Raw genomic sequence first — 19236 nt, 5'->3', positions numbered from 1 at the left:
CCCAGGCTACCGACCGCCGCCGAGCACGACGACGGATCCGCCGACCAGCGCGCACAGCCACGCGACGACCAGCGGCTGCATGGTCGTCGCGCCGAGGAACAGGGCGACCGTCCACCCGGCGAGCACCAGCGTCGAGAGCCCGAACAGCGCCGCCACCACGGCGACCTTCGGCCGGTACCGCGGCAATGCCCACACGGCCCGCCGCAGCGCCACCCGTCCCACCACCACGCACACCGCCAGCACCAGCGCCCCGGAGCACCACCCGAGCCACGGCGTCGGCTTCGGCATGCCCGCGAGCAGCAACAACAACCCACCCGCCACCAGCATCGCGGCCACCCGCGAGAACGCCGGCCACACCAGCTCATAGGCGCGGCTCAACGCGTCCCCCGACGGCCGCCCCGACGCACCGCGCTTGCGCCGCACGGTGGCCAGGTTCGCGTGCACGTCCTCGTCCGCCGGGTCCAGCGCCAAAGCGGACCGGTAAGCCCACTCGGCCGTGCCCCAGTCCCGCACCCGCAACGCCGCGTCCCCGAGCACCTGGAACGCCCGCGCCTCGGTCGGCGCGAGACGAGCGGCCTCCCGAGCCACCTCGACCGCTTCCACCCGCGTCTCGGGGGCCGCCGCCAACACCTCGGCGAGCACGACCCGGCACCGCCAGTCCCCGGGCTTGCGCCGCACGCACTCCCGAGCCGCCACCGCCGCCTCCGCGTGCCGCCCCAACTCGCTCAACGCGAGAGCGGCCAACCGCTGGGCCCAGGCGTGGTCACCGTCCAACACGAGTGCGCGCTTGGCCGCGTCCAGCGCCGGATCGGGCTCGCCCACGTCGAGGTGCGCCGCGGCCAACCGGCACCAGGCCTCGGCGTGCCGCGGGTGAGCGACCAACGCGGGCCGCAACAGGTCGATGGCCTTGCGCGGCAACCCCCGTGCGGTGAGCTCCGCGGCCCGCACCACCACCGCGGCGATCGACTCGCCCATCCCCACCTCCCGCACTCCGCGCACAGTGTGACAGCGAGCGGCCGGTACACCATCGGGCGACCGAGACCTTCCGAGGCGAGACGTCTTCCTTGGGAAGTAACCACCGTAGACGTATCATCGGTTGCATGGAGCCCTTGGACCCGGGCAACCAGGCAGACCTGAACTTCCTCCTGCACCGAGCGGCGCAGAAGCTGGGAGCGGCAGCCCAGGAGGCCTCCTCGGTCCACGGCATCACCCCCCGCGGCCAACTGGTCCTGACCGCCCTGACCACCGAAACCCCACGCCGCACCCAACTAGCGCTGGGCACGGCCCTGGGCCTGGACAAAACCACCCTCACCGCCGAACTGGACCGCCTGGAACGCGCGGGCCTGATCATCCGAGAACCAGACCCGACCGACCGCCGAGTCCGCTTCCCGACGATCACCAAAAAGGGCCGCGAAGTCCAGAACGAAGTACAAGCCCTACACACCACGGCGGAAAACACCTTCACCGCCACCCTGACCCCACAAGAACACCAAACCCTGCGCACCCTCCTGAACCGCGTGATCGCCGCAAACACCCACCCAAACACCGGCTCCTGCCTCTAACAACGCCCAAGGCACCCCCGCCGCGCAGCGGCGGCTGAGCTACCAGCCACAGGGGGTCTTCGTGTTCCCCACCGTATGACCTGCCCGAAGGGCTACCACAGATTTCCCGGGTGCAGCCGAATTTTTTGCGAGGAACGAGCAAAAAATTTAGCGGCACCCGGGAAATCTGTGGTTGGCTCCGCCAGGTCATGCGGTGGGGAACACGCAGGCCCTTCCCCCCACTGGAGGCCTCCCCAGCCGCTTTTGAGCTTTTGATCTTTTTAGCTTTTGATCTTGCGAGCGTGAAGCCCGTCCAGCTCAAACCAGATCCGAAAGACTGGAAGACCGGAGCTGATCAGGAGAAACAGCAGCCTGAGAATCCACCAGAGCCTGCAAAGCAACGCCGTCGTCCCACTGGTTGACGTTCATGGCCGCCCGCAACCGCCCGTCCCGCACCCAGAACGCCGTGAAGTCCCGCCCCTCCAACGACCCCCGCACCACCAACTGGTCCTTCTCCGCGTCCGCCAACCCCCGGTACTCCATCCCGAGGTCGTACTGGTCGGAGAAGAAGTACGGTGCCGCGACGTACGGTTCGCCGCGCCCCAGCAGCGTCCCCGCGACATGCGCGCCCTGGTCCTTCGCGTTCGCCCAGTGCTCGACCCGCACGCGCCGGCCGTACCGCGGGTGGTCGTGCGCCGCGATGTCGCCCACCGCGCACACCTCCGGCACCGAGGTCCGCAGGGCCGCGTCCACCGCCACGCCGCCCTCGGCCAGCGCCAGTCCGGCCTTCTCCGCCAACTCCAACGACGGCCGCGCACCGACGCCCACGACCACCACGTCACCCTCCACCACGGACCCGTCCGCGAGGCGCACGCCGTTCGGCAGGAACCCGTCCACCCCGACGCCCAGCCGCCACGCGACCCCGTGCTCGGCGTGCAGGTTCCGGAACACCTCTCCCACCACCGGTCCCAACACCCGCCGCAGCGGCAGGTCGAGGGGGTCCACGACCGTCACCTCGGCCCCGCGCACGCGGGCGGCCGCGGCGACCTCGCACCCGATCCAGCCGGCGCCCACCACCACGACCCGCGCCCCCGGCGCCAACCGCTCGCGCAGCGCCAGCGAGTCCTCGACCGTCCTCAGCACCCGCAAACCTGGGAGGTCTCCGCCCGGAACGGGCAACCGGCGCGGCACCGAGCCGGTGGCCAACACCAGCCGATCGTACGAATGCGTTGCTCCTTCGGAGTCCACGATCACCCGTTCGCCAACGCGGACCTCGGTGACCTCGACCCCCAACCGGAGTTCGACGCCGTGCGTCTCGTAGAAGTCGGGTTCGTGCACCCGATTGGGCCATTCGGCGTTCCCGACCAGCACATCCTTGGACAGGGCAGGCAGCTCGTAGGGCTGGTGCCGCTCCCGGCCGAACACCACGACCGCGCCGTCGTACCCCCGTTCCCGCAACGCACCGGCCGTCGAGGCGCCGGCCAGGCCCGACCCGATTATCACGATCCGTTGCGGTTCAGCCATTTTTCACCCTCCCAGGTGACTGGAGCGATGACCACATGCGACGCTATCGACAGCTCGGCACGGTCGCCCGTCGGGATTTTTCCCGTCATGGCACCAACCCCCGTGCGTCCCTCACCCGGGCGCACCCGGATTGGTCCGAGCACCCGTGTCGAGAAGTGGGAGGTATGGGGGCCGTGGGTACAGGCAAGGAGTGGCAGATCTCCTGTCGCGACATCGCATCCCGTCGCCGTGACATGACCGTCTTCGTCAGCCAGGGGCACGTGGTGGTGACCGTGCCGCCGGGCGAGGCCGCCGTGCTGACCCCGCTGGAGGTCGGCCGCTTGCGCGCGGCACTGCGCGACGCGGTGGTCAACGCGTCCGGCCCGGCGGACTGACCTCGACCGGCGGTCGGTCTCGGCTGCCGTCAACCAGTTCGCGTTCGGCCGGCGCCAACCGGCCGGCTGACACACCGGCCGGCGCCAACCGGCCGGCTGACACACCGGCCGGCACCAACCGGCCGCCGGCAGCCCGCGCGCGGAGTTGTCCCGGCATGCTCACCACACGGCAGCCGGCACCGCTCCCCACGCCGCCGACCACCCACCCGCAACCCGCGAAACCGCAGGTCAGCGAGCCTGAGCCGCCCTCAGGGCCGGCCCGCGGCCCCCGTTGACCATTGTCCCACCCGCCACCGACGAATTCGGCGAACACTCTTCCTACTCGCGGGTAGGTAGTGCCACTATCGAGCCGTGAGCACCTACTTCGTCACCGGCGCGACGGGCTTCATCGGCCGCCGCCTGGTCGGGAGGCTTCTGGCTCGGCCCGACTGCGAGCACGTGTACGTGCTGGTCCGGCCGCGCTCGGCGGACCGGGTCGCGAAGCACGACAAGCTCACCGTCGTCCCGGGCGACCTGCGCGACCCGTTCGACCCCGACACGCCCGCCGCCGACCACGTGGTCCACCTCGGCGCGATCTACGACCTCACCGCCCCCGACGACGAGCAGCACCTCACCAACGTCGTCGGCACCCGCAACGTCCTCGACCACGCCCGCGCCCACGGGAGCGTCCTGCACCACGTCTCCTCCATCGCGGTCGCGGGCGACTACCGGGGCGCCTTCCACGAGGACGACTTCGACCTCGGCCAGCAGCACCCCTCCCCCTACCACCGGACCAAGTTCGAGGCCGAGAAGCTGGTCCGCGCCGCCACCGACGCCCGCTGGCGCGTCTACCGCCCCGCCGCCGTCGTCGGCGACTCGACCACGGGCGAGATCGACAAGGTCGACGGGCCCTACTACTTCTTCCCGCTGATCGCCGCGCTCGCCCACCTCCCGGCCCGGCTCCCGCTCGTGGCCCCGCACCTCGGCGCGACGAACATCGTCCCGGTCGACTACGTCGTCGAGGCGCTCGACCGCCTCATCCACGCCGACGTCCCCGACCGCAGCACGTTCCACCTCACCGCCGACAACACCTCCCTCACCGACGTCTACAACGCCCTCGCGAAACCCGCCGGCGCCCCCGTCGTCCGCGCCGCCTGGCCGACGCTCCCCCTCCCGGCCACCCCGACCAGCGCGATCGTCACCGGCACCCTCACCGAATTGGGCATCCCGCCGCAGGTCCTGCCGAACCTGGCCCTCAACGCCACGTTCGACTCCACGATCACCCGCACCACCACGGGCCTCGAACCGCCGCCGTTCCACACCTACGCCGACACCCTCTGGCGCTACTGGCGCGAGCACCTGGACCCGCTGCGCGCGGCCCGCCGGCACGGTCTCGCCGGTCGCACCGTCCTGATCACCGGCGCGTCCTCGGGCATCGGCCGGGCCACGGCGCTGGCCGTCGCCAAGAAGGGCGCCACCGTCCTCCTGGTCGCCCGCCGGGCCGAAGAACTCGACCAGGTCGCCGAGGAGATCCGCCAGGACGACGGCCGGGCGCACACCTACCCGTGCGACCTCACCGACGCCGAAGCCGTCGAGGCCCTCCTCAAACGGGTGCTCGCCGACCACGACGGCATCGACATGCTGGTCAACAACGCGGGCCGCTCGATCCGCCGGTCCGTGCACCTCAGCGTGGACCGCCTGCACGACTACGAGCGCACGATGGCGTTGAACTACTTCGCCCCGCTGCGGCTGATCCTCGGCCTGCTCCCGCACATGCGGGAACGCCGGTTCGGGCACGTCGTGAACATCTCCAGCATGGGCGTGCAGATCGGCACCCCGCGCTTCTCCGCCTACCTGGCCTCGAAGTCCGCGCTCGACGCGTTCAGCCGGGTCGCGGCGAGCGAGACCGTCGCGGACGGCGTCACCTTCACGTCGGTGCGCATGCCGCTGGTCCGCACGCCGATGATCGGCCCCTCCAAGGTCTACGACGCGTTCCCCGCCGCCAGCCCGGAACGCGCCGCGCAGTGGGTGGTGCGCGCGCTCGAACGCCGCCCCGAGGAAGTGAACCTGCCCCTGGGCGTCCTGGTCGAGATGGCCCGGAAGTTCGCCCCGAAGACGATGAGGTCCTTGGTGCACCTGGGATACCGCGCGATGCCGGAACGAAGCGAACCCACGTCACCGCTGGCCGCCGTGGCCGCCGGCGTGACGCGCCTGACCCTGCGGGCCCTGCGGTGAACCGGGTCGCGTCCGCGGCGCGCGCGCTGCTCGTCCTGGTCAAGGCCGGGGTCGTGCGCCCGATGAACCCCCTGAAACTGCTGAAGGTCCTCGACGCCTACCTCCAGTGGGACATCACCATCGCGTCCGGGTTCGCCATCGGCGCGGCCCGCCACCCCGACCGGCCCGCCATCGTCGACGACCTCGGTTCGTTGTCGTACAAGGAAGTCGACGAGCGGACCACTCGTCTCGCGCACGGCCTGCGCGACCTCGGCGTCACCGCCGGCAGCAAGGTCGCCGTGCTGTGCCGCAACCACCGGGGGTTCGTCGAGACGACCACCGCGTGCGTGAAGCTCGGCGCGGACACCGTGCTGCTCAACACCGGGCTCAGCGCCGGCCAGATCGCGACCGTGCTGCGCGAGCAGGACGTGTCCGTGGTCGTGGCGGACACCGAGTTCCGCGACCTGCTGGCCAACGCGCCGCGCAAGGTCCGCCGCGTCATCGCGTGGGTGGACAGCCCCACCAAGAGCCGCACGCTGGAAGAGCTCATCGCCGGCTCCCCCGCCACCACGCTGCCCAAGCGGCCACCGCGCGGCCGGATGATCGTGCTGACCTCGGGCACCACCGGCGCGCCGAAGGGCGCGAAGCGACCCGAACCGGCCAGCCTCACGCCCGCCGCCGCGCTGCTCTCGCGCATCCCGCTCAAGGCGGGCGACCGGTTCGCCGTGCCCGCCCCGCTGTTCCACACCTGGGGCCTGGCCGCGTTCCAGATCGGCCTGGTGCTGGGCGTGACCTTCGTGCTGCGCCGCAAGTTCGACCCGGCCGGCACCCTGGACGACGCCCGCACCCACCGCGCCGACGCGCTGTTCGTGGTCCCCGTGATGCTGCAACGCATCCTCGAAGTCGACCACCGCGCGCACCTGCCCCACCTGCGCGTGGTGGCGTCCAGCGGCTCGGCGCTGCCGCCGCCGGTCGCCAAGCGGTGCCTGGAGGAACTCGGGCCCGTCCTCTACAACCTGTACGGCTCGACCGAGGTGTCGTGGGTCAGCATCGCCAGGCCGGACGAGCTGGCCCGCCACCCCGACACCGCCGGCCTGCCGCCGCACGGCACCCGCGTCGAGGTCCTGGACGACGACGGCCGGCCCGTGCCGCCGGGCGCGACCGGCCGGATCTTCGTCACCAACGACATGCTGTTCGACGGCTACACCAACGGCGGCGGCAAGGAGGTCCGCGACGGCCTGATGTCCACCGGCGACGTCGGCTACCGCAACGCCGAGGGCCTGCTGTTCGTGGCCGGCCGGGACGACGAGATGATCGTCTCCGGTGGCGAGAACGTGTACCCGCGCGAGGTGGAAGACCTGCTCGCCGACCTCAAGGGCGTGCGCGAGGTGGCCGTGGTGGGAGTGCCGGACGACCGGTTCGGCCAGCGGTTGGCCGCGTACGTGGTGTGCGACGAACCCGGCGCGCTGGACGCGGAGGCCGTGCGCGAGCACGTGCGGGAGAACCTGGCGAAGTTCTCCGTGCCGCGCGAGGTGGTCTTCCTCGACGCCTTGCCGCGCAACGCCACCGGGAAGGTGCTCAAGCGCGAACTGCGGTGAGTATCCTTCGGCGTCGGGGGGCGAACCCGATGATTCCCGTGCCACGCACCGACCCGACGCACGAGACCACACCCGACCGCGAGGTCACACCCGACCACGGGGTCACCTCCGACCGCGAGGTCACACCCGACCACGTAGTCACCTCCGACCACGTAGTCACCTCCGACCGCGAGCCGGCACCCGACCGCGAGGCCGCACCCGGCCCCGAAACCGCACCCGGCCACGCGGTCGCGCCCAGGCGGCCACGTCCGGCGGACCCGCGCGCCGGGGCGCTGGCCAACCTGCGGGAAGCCCGCCGCGCGTTGGACGAGGGCCGGCCGGGCGACGCCCTCGAAGCCGCCGAGAAGGCCGTCGCCGCCTTCTCCTGGCTCGACGACGCGGAAGGCGTCGCGTTCGCCGTGCTCACCCAGTCCGTCGCGCTGGGCAAGCGCGGCCTGCTGCCCGGCGCGCTGGACACCATCGACCGCGTCCGCCAGATCGCCTCCGCCAACCGCCACACCCAGCTCCAGGCCTGGTGCAGCTACGCCCAGGCCGTGGTCGAGCTGCGCCTGGACTCCCGCGAGCGGTCCCTGCACTCGCTGTCGCGCGCCTTGGGCCTGGCCGAGATGACCGGCGACCACGAGCTGGTCGGCTCGATCCTGTTCGAGCAGGCCAACCTCATGCGCACGCAGTACCACGAGCACTGCATGACCCGCTCCGACGCCACCCGGTGCAGCTCGGACGGCGAACCGTGCCTGCGCAAGCTGCGCCGCGCCGAGGCCCTGTGCGCGCAGGTCCGCGAGAAGTGGAAGCAGCTGGACGACCCGATCCGGATGGCCCGGGTCAACCTGCTGCTCGCCCACGTCCGCCTCGACCTCGGCGACGTCGACCGCGCGCTGCGCTCGTGCCGCCGCGCCGACCAGCTCCTCGCGGGCCACGACCGGCCCGTCCTCAAGGCCGAACTGCTCATGGCGCGGGCCCGGGTCAACGGGGCGCGCGGCCGGCCCGCCGACGAGGTGCGGCTGCTGGCCCACGCCGCCGAACTGGCGATGGGGTGCCTGGCCCGGGAGGTGGCGGTGCGGGCGCACGGGGCGCTCAGCGCCGCCCACGAACGCACCGGACGCCTGGACGCGGCCCTGCGGCACGCCCGCGCCCAGCTGGAGCAGTACCGGCTGTGGGAACTCCAGGAGGGCCGCGACCTGTTGCGGATGCGCGAGCACGACCTGTCCGCGCGCTTGGTGGAGCAGTTGGCGCACCAGCGGTTCGAACCGCGCCGCGAGGCCACCGTCGCCCGTCCGCCGGACCGGCGGGAGCCGCTGCGCGCCACGTCCACCGCCGAACAGGTCAGCCGGCGCATCGCCCGAGCGTTGGCCGCCGGCCTGACCAAACGGGGCATCGAGGTGCTCCGCCGGGTCGCGTCCGGGGAGAGCACCGCGGCCATCGCCGCCGACCTGGGGCTTTCCCCGAAGACCGTGCAGAACCACCTGCAACGGATCTACCGGACGATCGGCGTGCGGGACCGCGCCGGGGCCGCGGTGTGGTGGGTGGACCTCGGCGACGGGCCCAGTGGCTGAGAACACATCCCGACTCCGTCGTGACCGGGATGGCCGATCCGTGCGGCCAATGGTGGGATGTTCACGACGAGAGCACCACCGCGCTTGGGGGATTTGCCTATGCCGCTGCGACAGAACTGGGTGATGAGCCGCACGACACCTGTGTGCCATGCTCCGCTTGGACGCTTCTCCCTGCGTCCCCTGGCGAAGCGGCGGTAGTGCGATGCGGGTGGTCGGTGGGCAGTGGGGCCCCGCGGACCGCACCCGCGCGCCGCGACACCGGGTGCCCACCGGCCGTGCGGGTGCGGCCGGTCGATCAGGCGGAACCGGCCCCGCCGCGCCGGCCGTACGGCCAACACCCCTCCAGTCCAGGCCGCTACCGATCGAACGGAGCTAGACGATGGTTGTGAACACGATCCGCAGAATCCTCGCCGTGGCCGCCCTGTGCGCGGGCCTCGGAGCGGTCCTCGCCGCTCCCGCGAGCGCGGAAGTGCAGGGCGAGAGCACGGCCACGGAGATCTTCACGCCGCCGTACGTCCAGCCGTAAGGCGCGACGCACGACCGCCGGGGGCCGGGTCCGCGACCACGCGGGCCCGGCCTTCGGGCACAGTGGACTCCTGTGAGCACCGATCAGCCGCGCCTGCGCGCGCCGCGGCACCGGGTGAGCCGCAAGTCGATCACCCTCTGGACGTTGCACGCCGTGATCGGCTGGACCGTGCTGGTGGTGCCCCAGCTCGTGGCACTGGTCTTCGGCGACACGTCGTGGCAGGTCGCGGCGCTGGTCGCCACGCTGGTCGTGGGCACCGCGCACACCCTGGTCATGCCGCGCTGGCGGTACCGGGTGCACCGCTGGGAGGCCACGCCGGACGCGGTCTACACGCTGGCGGGCTGGCTCAACCAGGAGTGGCGGATCGCGCCGGTGTCGCGCATCCAGACCGTGGACACCAAGCGCGGGCCGTTGCAGCAGCTCCTGGGCCTGTCGACGGTGACGGTGACCACGGCGTCGGCCGCCGGCCCGGTGCACATCGAGGGCCTGGACCACGCCGAGGCCGTCCGCCTGGCCGACGAGCTGACCACCACCACCCAGGCCACCCCGGGCGACGCGACATGACCCCGGACGACCCCACCCCGGCGGACAGCTCACCCACCGCCACCCCACCGGCCGCTCCCCCGCACGCGACCACCCCGCCCGCAGCCACACCACCCGCAGCCACCCCGCCGGCCGCCGCGCCCGCGTTCGCCGACCTCCCCGCCGCGCCCGAGTACGCCGCCCCCGTGGTGGACTGGCACCGGCTGGACGTGCGGATGCTCGTCGTCCGCCCGCTCAACGAGATCGTCAACCTGGTCCCCGTCTTCCTCGGCCTGCTCCTGCTCGGCCGCGGCGAGACGTGGCGCGTGCTGGCCAGCGTCGGCGTGATCGCCGCCATCGTGCTGTTCGGCCTGCTCAGGTGGGTCACCACCCGCTACCGCATCACCGCCGACCAGGTCGAGCTGCACACCGGTCTGTTCGTGCGCAAGCGCCTGGCCGTCCCCCGCGACCGGATCCGCACCGTCGACCTGACCGCCAAGCTCGGCCACCGCCTGTTCGGCCTGTCCGCGATCCGCGTCGGCACCGGCCAGCGCGACCAGCCCGGCGAGGACGGCCTGACCCTGGACGCCGTGTCCTCGGCCGAGGCCGAACGCCTGCGCGTCCTCCTGCTCACCCGCACCGCCACCCCGGAGACCCCGGAACCCGCCGAGCCGGCCGAAGGCGCGGTCCTGTCCACTTGGGACACCCGCTGGCTGCGCTACGCCCCGCTCACGCTCTCCGGCCTGGTCGCGGTGGGCGCGTTGTTCGGCCTGGTCATGAACTACGCGCGCGAACTGGACGTCGAGGTGCTCGGCCCGATGACCGACCTGGCGCACTGGGTGGTCCGACAGCCGGTCTGGCTGACGGTGTCGGTGTTCACCGGCGCGGTCCTGGTGATCGCCGGCCTGGGTTCGGTGCTGGTCTACGTGGTCCAGTTCTGGGGCTACCGCCTGACCCGCGAACCCGACGACACCGTTCGCGTGCAACGGGGTCTGCTCACCACGAGGTCGGTCTCCGTGGCCGAGCAACGACTTCGCGGCGTCGAGATCGAGGAACCGTTGCTGCTGCGCGCCGGCAAGGGCGCGCACGCGAAGACCGTGACCACCGGCCTGGGCCGCAAGGGCGAGAGCAACCTGCTCCTCCCGCCGGCCCCCGTCACCGAGGCCCACCGCGTCTCGGCCCTGGTCCTCGACCAACCGACCTCGCCGACCCGGGCCACCCTGCGCCGCCACCCGGGAGCCGCCCTGCGCCGCCGACTGGTCCGAGCGCTGGCGCCGCTGCTCGTCATCGCGGCGGTCCTGGCGTACCTCGCGCCGCCGTGGGCGTGGCTGCCCGTGGCCCTGCTGCCGGTCGCCGCCCTCCTGGGCTGGGACCGCTACCGCTCCCTCGGCCACGCCCTGACCGACCGCCACCTGGTGGCCCGGCAGGGCTCGCTGATCCGGGAGACCGTGGCCCTGCAACGCACCGGCATCATCGGCTGGCGCGTCTCCCGCTCGTTCTTCCAGCGCCGCTCGGGCCTGGTGACGATCTCCGCGACCACGGCGGCCGGCGACGGCGCGTACCACGTGGTGGACGTGGCGGAGGCGGACGGCCTGGCCCTGGCGGACGAAGCGGTGCCCGAACTCCTGCGCCCGTTCCTCGACCGGACCGGTCAGGCGGAGCGGAAGGTCGTGCGGTAGGCGCTCGGGGACACCCCGAGCTGGGCGCTCATCTGCTGGCGCAGGGCCGCGCCGGTGCCGAACCCCGAGTGCCGGGCCACCTGGTCCACGCTCAGGTCCGTGGTCTCCAGGAGGTGGCGGGCCAGTTCGACGCGCCGCTCGGTGATCCACTTCCCCGGCGACACCCCGGTCTCCTCGCGGAACCGGCGGGTGAACGTGCGCACGCTCATCCGCGCGCGCTCCGCCAGCACCCGCAGCTCCAGCGGGTCGGCCAGGTGCTCCAGCGCCCACGCCCGCGCCGGGGCGGTGGACGTGTCGGCCACGTCCGGCACCGGCCGCACGATGAACTGCGACTGACCGCCCGGTCGCCACGGCGGCACCACGCACCGCCGCGCGGCCAGGTTCGCGATCTCGCTGCCGTGGTCGTTGCGCACCACGTGCAGGCACAGGTCCACCGCCGAACCGACGCCGGCGGAGGTCAGCACGTCGCCCTCGTCCACGAACAGCACTTCCGGGTCCAGGTCCACCCGCGGGAACAGGGACCGGAAGCGCTCGGCGTGCATCCAATGGGTGGTCGCCCGGCGGCCGTCCAGGAGGCCGGCGGCGGCCAGCACGAACGCCCCGGTGCACGTCGACATCACCCTGGTCCCGCGCGCCGCGGCGGCCCTGAGCGCCGCGCAGACCCCCGGGTCCACCACGCCGTCCAGCACCTCCGAACCGGAGTGGACGCCCGAGACGACCACCGTGTCCACTTCGGCCAGCAGCTCCAGGCCGTGGTCCGGGGTGACGGTGAACCCGGCCGAGCTGCGCACGGGCCGACCGCCCGGCGTGCAGATGCGCACGCGGTAGAAGTGCCGGTCTTCGTCATCTCTGGCCGCGTTGAAGACCTGCGGCGGTGTACCAAGGTCGAAGCCCACGACCTCGTCCAGCGCGAGCACGGCGACCTCGTGGCGGTCCATGGCCGGATTCTTTCACACAATGGCTGCCCGGCCACTTCCGCCGACCTCCCCGATCATGGAAGCTGTCGGCGTGACTGGGAGGAAGCAAAACTGGGCCTGGGTGGTCGCCGGGGTGTCGTTCGTGGCACTCGTGGGGGCGGCCGCGTTCCGCGCGACCCCGGGTGCGCTGATCGAACCGCTCCAGCAGGAGTTCGGCTGGTCCACGGGGCTGATCGGGTTCGCCGTGTCGGTGAACCTCGTGCTGTTCGGCGTGACCGCGCCGTTCGCCGCCGCGTTGATGGAACGCTTCGGCGTGCGGCGCGTGGTGGCGTTCGCGCTGGTCATGGTGGCCATCGGCAGCGGGCTGACGGTGTTCATGACCAGCGCGTGGCAGTTGGTGCTGTTCTGGGGGGTGCTGGTCGGCCTGGGCACGGGGTCGATGGCGCTGGCGTTCGTCGCGACCATCACCGGCCGGTGGTTCATCAAGCACCGCGGCCTGGTGACCGGCGTGCTCACCGCCGGCGGCGCGACCGGTCAGCTGGTGTTCCTGCCCGCGGTGGCGCACCTGTCGGCGTCGTCGGGCTGGCGGTCGGCGTCGATCATGGTGTCGGCGGCGGCGCTGGCCGTGGTGCCGCTGGTGTGGTTCCTGCTCCGCGAGTACCCGGCCGACCTGGGCGTTCCGCTGTACGGCGGCACCGAGGTGGTGCCCCGGCCGGAGAAGACCTCCGGCGCGGCCCGCCGGGCCATCGGCGCGTTGACCTCGGCGGCGCGCACCGGCCCGTTCTGGTTCCTGGCGGGCGGGTTCGCGATCTGCGGCGCGACCACCAACGGCCTGGTCGGCACCCACTTCATCCCCGCCGCGCACGACCACGGCATGCCCACCACCACGGCGGCCGGGCTGCTCGCGCTGGTCGGCGTCTTCGACATCGCCGGCACGATCCTGTCCGGCTGGCTCACCGACCGCGTCGACTCCCGCATCCTGCTGGCCGCGTACTACGTGCTGCGCGGACTGTCGCTGCTCGTGCTGCCGCAACTGTTCCACGAGTCCGTGCACCCGAGCATGCTGGTGTTCATCATCTTCTACGGCCTGGACTGGGTCGCGACCGTGCCACCGACCGTGGCGCTGTGCCGGGAGGTGTTCGGCCAGTCCGCCCCGGTGGTGTTCGGCTGGATCTTCGCCTCACACCAACTGGGAGCGGCCATCGCGGCCACGGCGGCGGGCCTCACCCGGGACCACTTCGGCAACTACGACATGGCCTGGTACGCCGCCGGCGCGCTGAGCATCGGCGCGGCGTTCCTGTCCATGAAGGTCCGCCGCAAGGCCCCGGTGACCCTCACGCCGCAACCGGCCTGAGCCTCAGCGGCGCTTGCGGGCCGTGCCGAAGATGCCCCGCGTGATCTCACGGCCCAACGCGCTCGCCGCGGACCGCAGGAACGACTTGACCGCCGAGTTGCCGAGCACCTTCTCCACCACGCTGGGCTCCTCGGCGCGTTCCGGCTCTTGCTGTGGCGGTGGGGCTTCGGCGGGCGGCGCGACCTTGGCCGCGAGCTTCTCGTAGGCCGACTCGCGGTCGATCGTCCCGGCGTACTTCCCGTTCAGCTCCGACGCGGCCGCCGCCTGCTTGATCGCGTCCGCGCCGATGGTGTCCATCAAGGACCGGGGCGCGCGCAGGCGGGTCCACGCGACCGGGGTCGGCGCGCCCTTCTCGCTGAGCACGGTCACCACCGCCTCGCCGATCCCCAGCGACGTCAACGCCTTCTCCAGGTCGTAGTGCGGCGAAGTCGGGTAGGTCTTGACCGTCTTCGCCAGCGCCGCCTGGTCCTCCGGCGTGAACGCGCGCAAGGCGTGCTGCACCCGCGCACCCAGTTGGGACAGCACGGAGTTCGGCACGTCCGTGGGCAACTGCGTGCAGAAGAACACGCCGACGCCCTTGGACCGGATCAGCTTCACCGTCTGCGTGATCTGCTCCAGGAACGCCTTCGACGCGTCCGCGAACAGCAAGTGCGCCTCGTCGAAGAAGAACACGAGCTTCGGCTTGTCCAGGTCGCCCTCCTCGGGCAGCTCCTGGAACAGCTCTGCCAGCAACCACATGAGGAACGTGGAGAACAACGCGGGTTTCGACTGCAACTCCGCCAGCTCCAGCAACGACACCACGCCGTGGCCGTCGGTCACCCGCATCAGGTCGCGCGGGTCCAGCTCCGGCTCGCCGAAGAACGTGTCGCCGCCCTGCGCCTCCAGGTTCACCAGCGACCGCAGGATCACGCCCGCCGTCGCCGACGACACCCCGCCCAGGCCCTTGAGGTCCGCCTTGCCCTCCTCGGAGGTCAGGTGCGTGATGACCGACCGGAGGTCCTTGGTGTCCAGCAGGGGCAGGCCGCGCTGGTCGGCCCAGTGGAAGATCAGGCCCAGCGTGGACTCCTGGGTGTCGTTCAGGCCCAGGACCTTGGCCAGCAGGATCGGCCCGAAGCTGGTGATCGTCGCCCGCACCGGCACGCCCGACCCGCCGGTGCCCAGCGACAGGAACTGCACGGGGAACGCGGCGGGCCGCCAGTCGTCCCCGGTGTCGGCGGCGCGGGCGGTGACCCGATCGTTCGCCGCGCCCGGCTGCGACAGCCCCGACAGATCGCCCTTCACGTCCGCCATGACCACCGGCACGCCCGCCGCCGACAGCTGCTCCGCGACCAGTTGCAGCGTCTTGGTCTTGCCGGTGCCGGTGGCGCCCGCGACGAGGCCGTGCCGGTTCAGCGTGGCCAGCGGGACGCGGACGCGGGCGGCGGGATCGACCGTGCCGTCGACCAGCACGGCCCCGAGTTCGAGGGCCGCGCCCTCCGACGCGTACCCCGCGGCGATGTCGGTCTGAGCCGTCATTGCAGCGAGCGTAATGAGATTGGTAGGTCCCGCCACTCGAAGCGACCGCGGTGTCCGACGATCCGACGACTAGGCTCGCGCGGGTGATGGATCGCTTGGTGTGGATCGACTGCGAGATGACCGGGCTCGACCTGGGCAAGGACGCCCTCATCGAGATCGCGGCGCTGGTGACCGACGCGGAGCTGAACGTGCTCGGCGAGGGGGTCGACGTGGTGATCCACGCCGACGACACGGCGCTGGACTCCATGCCGGAAGTCGTGATGGCGATGCACGCGAAGTCGGGCCTCACCGAGGAGGTCCGCCGCTCCACGGTGACCCTGGCCGACGCCGAGGCCCAGGTGCTGGCCTACATCAAGCAGTGGGTCCCGGACCCGCGCACCGCCCCGCTGGCGGGCAACTCGATCGCGACCGACCGCGGCTTCATCGCGCGGGACATGCCCGAGCTGGACGCCCACCTGCACTACCGGATGGTCGACGTGTCGTCGATCAAGGAGCTGGCCCGGCGCTGGTACCCGCGCATCTACTACGCGCAGCCGGAGAAGGGCCTGGCGCACCGGGCGCTGGCCGACATCCGCGAGTCCATCCGGGAACTGGCCTACTACCGGCGCACGGCCTTCGTGCCGCAGCCGGGCCCGTCGACCGAACAGGCCCAGGCGGTGGCCGCGGAACTGCTGGCCGCCGACCGGGCGACCGACCGGCCCGAGCAGGGCTGACCCGCCCCGCGCCGACCCGGTCGGCGGCGGAAAAGGGGTCGATTTCTGTCCCGGCGGTAGGGCACTGTATGCTTCATGCCGCCGGGTCAACCGGTCTTGGTGGGTGTAGCTCAGCTGGCAGAGCACTGGGTTGTGATCCCAGGTGTCGCGGGTTCAAGTCCCGTCACTCACCCCAAGCGAAACGCCCCTCGGCCACCCGGCCCGGGGGCGTTTTTCTCATTCGAGGAGTTCAGTCGCAGTGAGCGCCACACTCGTCGCGAAAGGCCTCGCCGCGGGACACGGTGACCGCGTGCTGTTCTCCGGCCTGGACCTGGTCGTCGCGCCCGGGGACGTCGTCGGCCTGGTCGGCGCCAACGGCGCGGGCAAGTCCACCCTCCTGCGCACGCTCGCGGGCCTCATCCCGGCCGAGGAGGGTGTGATCCGCCTCTCCCCCACGACCGCGACCGTCGGCCACCTGCCGCAGGAGCCGGAGCGCCGCCCCGGTGAGACCGTCGGCGACTTCCTGGCCCGCCGCACCGGCGTCGCCGCCGCCCAGGCCGAGCTGGACCGGGCGACCGCGGCGCTGGCCGAGGGCGTGGACGACGGGTACTCCGAGGCGTTGGAGCGGTGGCTCGCGCTGGGCGGCGCGGACCTGCCCGAGCGGGCCGAGGAGGTCGCCGCGGACCTCGGGTTCACGATGAGCCTCGACCAGCCCATGACGTCGCTGTCCGGCGGCCAGGCGGCCCGCGCGGGCATGGCGTCGCTGCTGCTCAGCCGCTACGACGTCTTCCTGCTCGACGAGCCCACCAACGACCTGGACCTGGACGGCCTGGCCCGGCTGGAGGCGTTCGTCACCGGCCTGCGCGCGGGCACCGTGCTGGTGTCGCACGACCGCGAGTTCCTGGCCCGCACGGTGACCCGGGTGGTCGAGCTGGACCTGGCGCAGCAACAGGTCCGCTCCTACGGCGGCGGCTACGAGTCCTACCTGGAGGAACGCGAGATCGCCCGCCGGCACGCCCGCGAGGACTACGAGGAGTACGCCGCCACCCGCCAGTCCCTGGAGGAACGCGCGCGGGCACAGCGGGCGTGGATGGAGAAGGGCGTCAAGAACGCCCGGCGCAAGGCCGGCGACAACGACAAGATCGGCCGCAAGTTCCGCACCGAGGCCACCGAGAAGCAGGCGTCCAAGGCCCGCCAGACCGAACGGCTCATCGAACGCCTGGACGTGGTCGAGGAGCCGCGCAAGGAGTGGGAGCTGCGGATGGAGATCGCCGCGGCCCCGCGGGCGGGCGCGGTCGTCGCCGTGCTGCGCGGCGCCTCGGTGACCCGCGGGCCGTTCACCCTCGGACCGGTGGACCTCCAGATCGACTGGGCGGACCGGGTGGCCATCACCGGCGCGAACGGCGCGGGCAAGTCCACGCTGCTCTCGGCCCTGCTCGGCCGGATCCCGCTCGACACCGGCTCGTCCGCGCTCGGGCCGGGTGTGGTGGTGGGCGAGATCGACCAGGCCCGCGGCCTGTTCCTGGGCGACGAGGCGCTGGTGGACGCGTTCGGCGCGGCCGTGCCCGACCTGACCCCGGCGGACGTCCGCACGCTGCTGGCCAAGTTCGGGCTCAAGGCGGCGCACGTGCTGCGCCCGGCGGCGTCGCTGTCACCCGGCGAGCGCACCCGCGCGGCGCTGGCGCTGCTCCAGGGCCGGGGCGTGAACCTGCTGGTGCTCGACGAGCCGACCAACCACCTGGACCTGCCCGCGATCGAGCAGCTGGAACAGGCGCTGGAGTCCTACCAGGGCACCTTGCTGCTGGTCACGCACGACCGGCGGATGCTGGACGCGGTGCGCACGACCCGCCGCCTGGAGGTGGCGGCGGGTCGCGTGGAGGACCTGTGACTAGCGGTTCCCGCCCTTGACCCACTCCTCCCACGGGATCTGCCAGTCGCCATAGCCGTCGGAGGGCTCCAGCGCGGGGCCGCCCGAGTTGGTGACGATCACGACGTCACCGGGCTTGGAGATGTCGTAGACCCACTTGGCGTTCTCCGGCGACAGGTTCAGGCAGCCGTGGCTGACGTTGCGCCGCCCCTGGTCGCCGACGGACCACGGCGCGCTGTGGAAGAAGATGCCGCTGTGGGACATGCGGGTCGCCCACTTCACCGGCGTGACGTAGCCGCCGGCCTCCAGGGAGAGGCCGTAGGTGCGGGAGTCCATGACGATGTCGGCGTGCTTCTCCATGAGCACGTAGGTGCCCGTGGGAGTGGCGTTCTCCGCGTTGCCCATCGAGGTCGGCATGGTGCGGGCGACCTGGCCGTTGATCTTGGTGACGACCTGGTGCGTGCCGCCGTCGGCCTCGTGGACCACGGCGTCGCCGACGGTGACGGTGGCCGTGCGGTCCTCTTCGCCGTAGATGCCGTTGCCGAGGTGCTTGCCGTAGACCTTGGCGTTGACGGTGATCTTGGTGCCGGGGGCCCAGTAGGCCTGCGGGCGCCAGTGGACGACCTTCTCGTCGAACCAGTAGAACGCGCCGTCCACCTTGGGCTCGGTGGTGATGGAGATCATCGCCTCGGCGGCGGCCTTGTCCGCGATGGGCTCGTCGAAGGAGAACGACAGCGGCTGGCCGACGCCGACGGTCCAGCCGTCGAGCGGGTAGATCGACAGGAAGGTCAGCGTGCGCGGCTTGACGGTGGTGAAGGTCGAGGTCTTGGTGGCGGTCTGGCCGTCCGCGCCCTGGCCGGTCACGGAGAGCGTGTAGCTCTTGCCGTAGCCGAGCGGCTCGGAGTTCGTCCACTGCAGACCGTCCGGCGACACCTGTCCGGCGACGGCCTTGCCCTCGGGGTTGGTCAGGGTGGCCTGGGTGATCTTGCCGTCGGTGGCGGTGGCGACGACCGGCAGCCCGGGCGCCACGTCGACGGCCTGGTCGGCGGGGCCGGTGCTCAACGCCACGGGCTTGGGCGGCGGCGTGGAGGATGTGCTCGCACTCGTCCCGGTGGAACCGCTCTCGGTAGCGCCACTGGCCGTACACCCGGCCGCGACCACAGCGACCAACCCCACCGCCAACGCTCTCAGCGTCCCCCGGCGCACCGACATCCCCGTGCCTCTCTTCCCCTCACGACACCCCATCAGGTGTCCCCGTACAAGGTGACGCCTGGAGGGTTGACGCCGTTGCCCGAGATGCCGGATCGTTACGCCCGCGAAGTTCCCCTTGGTTGAGGACCCGCACACCGCCCCTGACCAGGCGATTGGGAACCGCGTAGGA

Annotated in this window: 16 protein-coding genes and 1 tRNA gene; 12 read left to right on the top strand and 5 right to left on the bottom strand. The window is 72.1% G+C overall.

The annotated features are described in order from the left end of the window. Positions 1 to 6: 6 nt before the first annotated feature. Positions 7 to 990 (bottom strand): tetratricopeptide repeat protein, encoded by a 984-nt coding sequence (locus AB0A74_RS28650; protein ID WP_358254187.1) that lies wholly within the window; start codon positions 988 to 990, stop codon positions 7 to 9. 110 nt (positions 991 to 1100) lie between these two features. Between AB0A74_RS28650 and AB0A74_RS28645 the strand changes: the two genes are divergently transcribed. Beyond that, positions 1101 to 1562: a MarR family transcriptional regulator gene (locus tag AB0A74_RS28645; RefSeq protein ID WP_358254185.1), complete on the top strand. Its 462-nt coding sequence runs from the start codon at positions 1101 to 1103 to the stop codon at positions 1560 to 1562. 297 nt (positions 1563 to 1859) lie between these two features. Here the strand turns inward: AB0A74_RS28645 and AB0A74_RS28640 are convergent, their stop codons facing one another. Beyond that, positions 1860 to 3065, bottom strand: a complete 1206-nt coding sequence (locus AB0A74_RS28640; RefSeq protein ID WP_358254183.1) for an FAD/NAD(P)-binding oxidoreductase — start codon at positions 3063 to 3065, stop codon at positions 1860 to 1862. A gap of 164 nt (positions 3066 to 3229) precedes the next feature. Between AB0A74_RS28640 and AB0A74_RS28635 the strand changes: the two genes are divergently transcribed. The 7 genes from AB0A74_RS28635 to AB0A74_RS28605 all read left to right on the top strand — a co-directional run bounded on the left by AB0A74_RS28635 (position 3230) and on the right by AB0A74_RS28605 (position 11510). Continuing rightward, positions 3230 to 3439, top strand: a complete 210-nt coding sequence (locus tag AB0A74_RS28635; RefSeq protein WP_343937674.1) for a hypothetical protein — start codon at positions 3230 to 3232, stop codon at positions 3437 to 3439. A gap of 351 nt (positions 3440 to 3790) precedes the next feature. Beyond that, positions 3791 to 5653 carry an SDR family oxidoreductase gene (locus tag AB0A74_RS28630; RefSeq protein ID WP_358254181.1) on the top strand — a complete coding sequence of 621 codons (1863 nt, stop codon included), beginning with the start codon at positions 3791 to 3793 and terminating at the stop codon, positions 5651 to 5653. Continuing rightward, positions 5650 to 7230, top strand: coding sequence for an AMP-binding protein (locus AB0A74_RS28625; protein ID WP_358254179.1), 1581 nt, complete (start codon positions 5650 to 5652; stop codon positions 7228 to 7230). The genes AB0A74_RS28630 and AB0A74_RS28625 overlap by 4 nt, the downstream gene beginning before the upstream one ends. Before the next feature lie 38 nt (positions 7231 to 7268). Continuing rightward, positions 7269 to 8783: a LuxR C-terminal-related transcriptional regulator gene (locus AB0A74_RS28620; protein WP_358254177.1), complete on the top strand. Its 1515-nt coding sequence runs from the start codon at positions 7269 to 7271 to the stop codon at positions 8781 to 8783. A gap of 379 nt (positions 8784 to 9162) precedes the next feature. Further along, on the top strand, positions 9163 to 9309 hold the full coding sequence (locus AB0A74_RS28615; RefSeq protein WP_343937682.1) for a hypothetical protein: 147 nt from the start codon (positions 9163 to 9165) through the stop codon (positions 9307 to 9309). 72 nt (positions 9310 to 9381) lie between these two features. Beyond that, on the top strand, positions 9382 to 9873 hold the full coding sequence (locus AB0A74_RS28610) for a PH domain-containing protein (RefSeq protein WP_358254175.1): 492 nt from the start codon (positions 9382 to 9384) through the stop codon (positions 9871 to 9873). Then, positions 9870 to 11510 (top strand): PH domain-containing protein, encoded by a 1641-nt coding sequence (locus tag AB0A74_RS28605; protein ID WP_358254173.1) that lies wholly within the window; start codon positions 9870 to 9872, stop codon positions 11508 to 11510. Before AB0A74_RS28610 ends, AB0A74_RS28605 begins: the two co-directional genes overlap by 4 nt. Here the strand turns inward: AB0A74_RS28605 and AB0A74_RS28600 are convergent. Next, positions 11483 to 12448, bottom strand: a complete 966-nt coding sequence (locus AB0A74_RS28600; RefSeq protein WP_358254171.1) for a helix-turn-helix domain-containing protein — start codon at positions 12446 to 12448, stop codon at positions 11483 to 11485. The genes AB0A74_RS28605 and AB0A74_RS28600 overlap by 28 nt on opposite strands. Positions 12449 to 12503: 55 nt before the next feature. Between AB0A74_RS28600 and AB0A74_RS28595 the strand changes: the two genes are divergently transcribed. Further along, entirely contained in the window at positions 12504 to 13781 is a 1278-nt protein-coding gene (locus AB0A74_RS28595; protein WP_358254169.1) for an MFS transporter, read from the top strand. Between the two features lie 3 nt (positions 13782 to 13784). On the opposite strand, the gene AB0A74_RS28590 is transcribed toward AB0A74_RS28595, so the two are convergent. Next, entirely contained in the window at positions 13785 to 15296 is a 1512-nt protein-coding gene (locus tag AB0A74_RS28590; protein WP_358254167.1) for a helicase HerA-like domain-containing protein, read from the bottom strand. Between the two features lie 83 nt (positions 15297 to 15379). Between AB0A74_RS28590 and orn the strand changes: the two genes are divergently transcribed. The 3 genes from orn (at position 15380) to AB0A74_RS28575 (ending at position 17876) form a co-directional block, all read left to right on the top strand. Then, entirely contained in the window at positions 15380 to 16009 is a 630-nt protein-coding gene (orn, locus tag AB0A74_RS28585; RefSeq protein ID WP_358254165.1) for an oligoribonuclease, read from the top strand. A 99-nt stretch (positions 16010 to 16108) separates the two neighbouring features. Then, a tRNA-His gene (locus AB0A74_RS28580) sits at positions 16109 to 16184 on the top strand. 63 nt (positions 16185 to 16247) lie between these two features. Beyond that, the gene (locus tag AB0A74_RS28575) at positions 16248 to 17876 is read left to right on the top strand and encodes an ABC-F family ATP-binding cassette domain-containing protein (protein ID WP_358254163.1); all 1629 of its coding nucleotides are present in this window, start codon (positions 16248 to 16250) and stop codon (positions 17874 to 17876) included. Here the strand turns inward: AB0A74_RS28575 and AB0A74_RS28570 are convergent, their stop codons facing one another. After that, a complete protein-coding gene (locus AB0A74_RS28570; protein WP_358254161.1) occupies positions 17877 to 18923 on the bottom strand; it encodes an Ig-like domain-containing protein in 1047 nt (348 codons plus the stop codon). Between the last annotated feature and the right edge of the window lie 313 nt (positions 18924 to 19236).

It is taken from the genome of Saccharothrix sp. NPDC042600 (assembly GCF_040647305.1).
In the GTDB taxonomy this organism is placed as follows: Bacteria; Actinomycetota; Actinomycetes; order Mycobacteriales; family Pseudonocardiaceae; genus Actinosynnema; species Actinosynnema mutabilis.
Note: the sequence above shows the minus strand (reverse complement) of the source record. Positions and strands in the feature narration are given on the sequence as shown.

Coding starts and splice junctions, on each gene's coding strand:
- AB0A74_RS28645 (WP_358254185.1), top strand. CDS start 1,101: ATGGAGCCCTTGGACCCGGGCAACCAGGCAGACCTGAACTTCCTCCTG.
- AB0A74_RS28640 (WP_358254183.1), bottom strand. CDS start 3,065: ATGGCTGAACCGCAACGGATCGTGATAATCGGGTCGGGCCTGGCCGGC.
- AB0A74_RS28635 (WP_343937674.1), top strand. CDS start 3,230: ATGGGGGCCGTGGGTACAGGCAAGGAGTGGCAGATCTCCTGTCGCGAC.
- AB0A74_RS28615 (WP_343937682.1), top strand. CDS start 9,163: ATGGTTGTGAACACGATCCGCAGAATCCTCGCCGTGGCCGCCCTGTGC.
- AB0A74_RS28605 (WP_358254173.1), top strand. CDS start 9,870: ATGACCCCGGACGACCCCACCCCGGCGGACAGCTCACCCACCGCCACC.
- AB0A74_RS28600 (WP_358254171.1), bottom strand. CDS start 12,448: ATGGACCGCCACGAGGTCGCCGTGCTCGCGCTGGACGAGGTCGTGGGC.
- AB0A74_RS28595 (WP_358254169.1), top strand. CDS start 12,504: ATGGAAGCTGTCGGCGTGACTGGGAGGAAGCAAAACTGGGCCTGGGTG.
- AB0A74_RS28590 (WP_358254167.1), bottom strand. CDS start 15,296: ATGACGGCTCAGACCGACATCGCCGCGGGGTACGCGTCGGAGGGCGCG.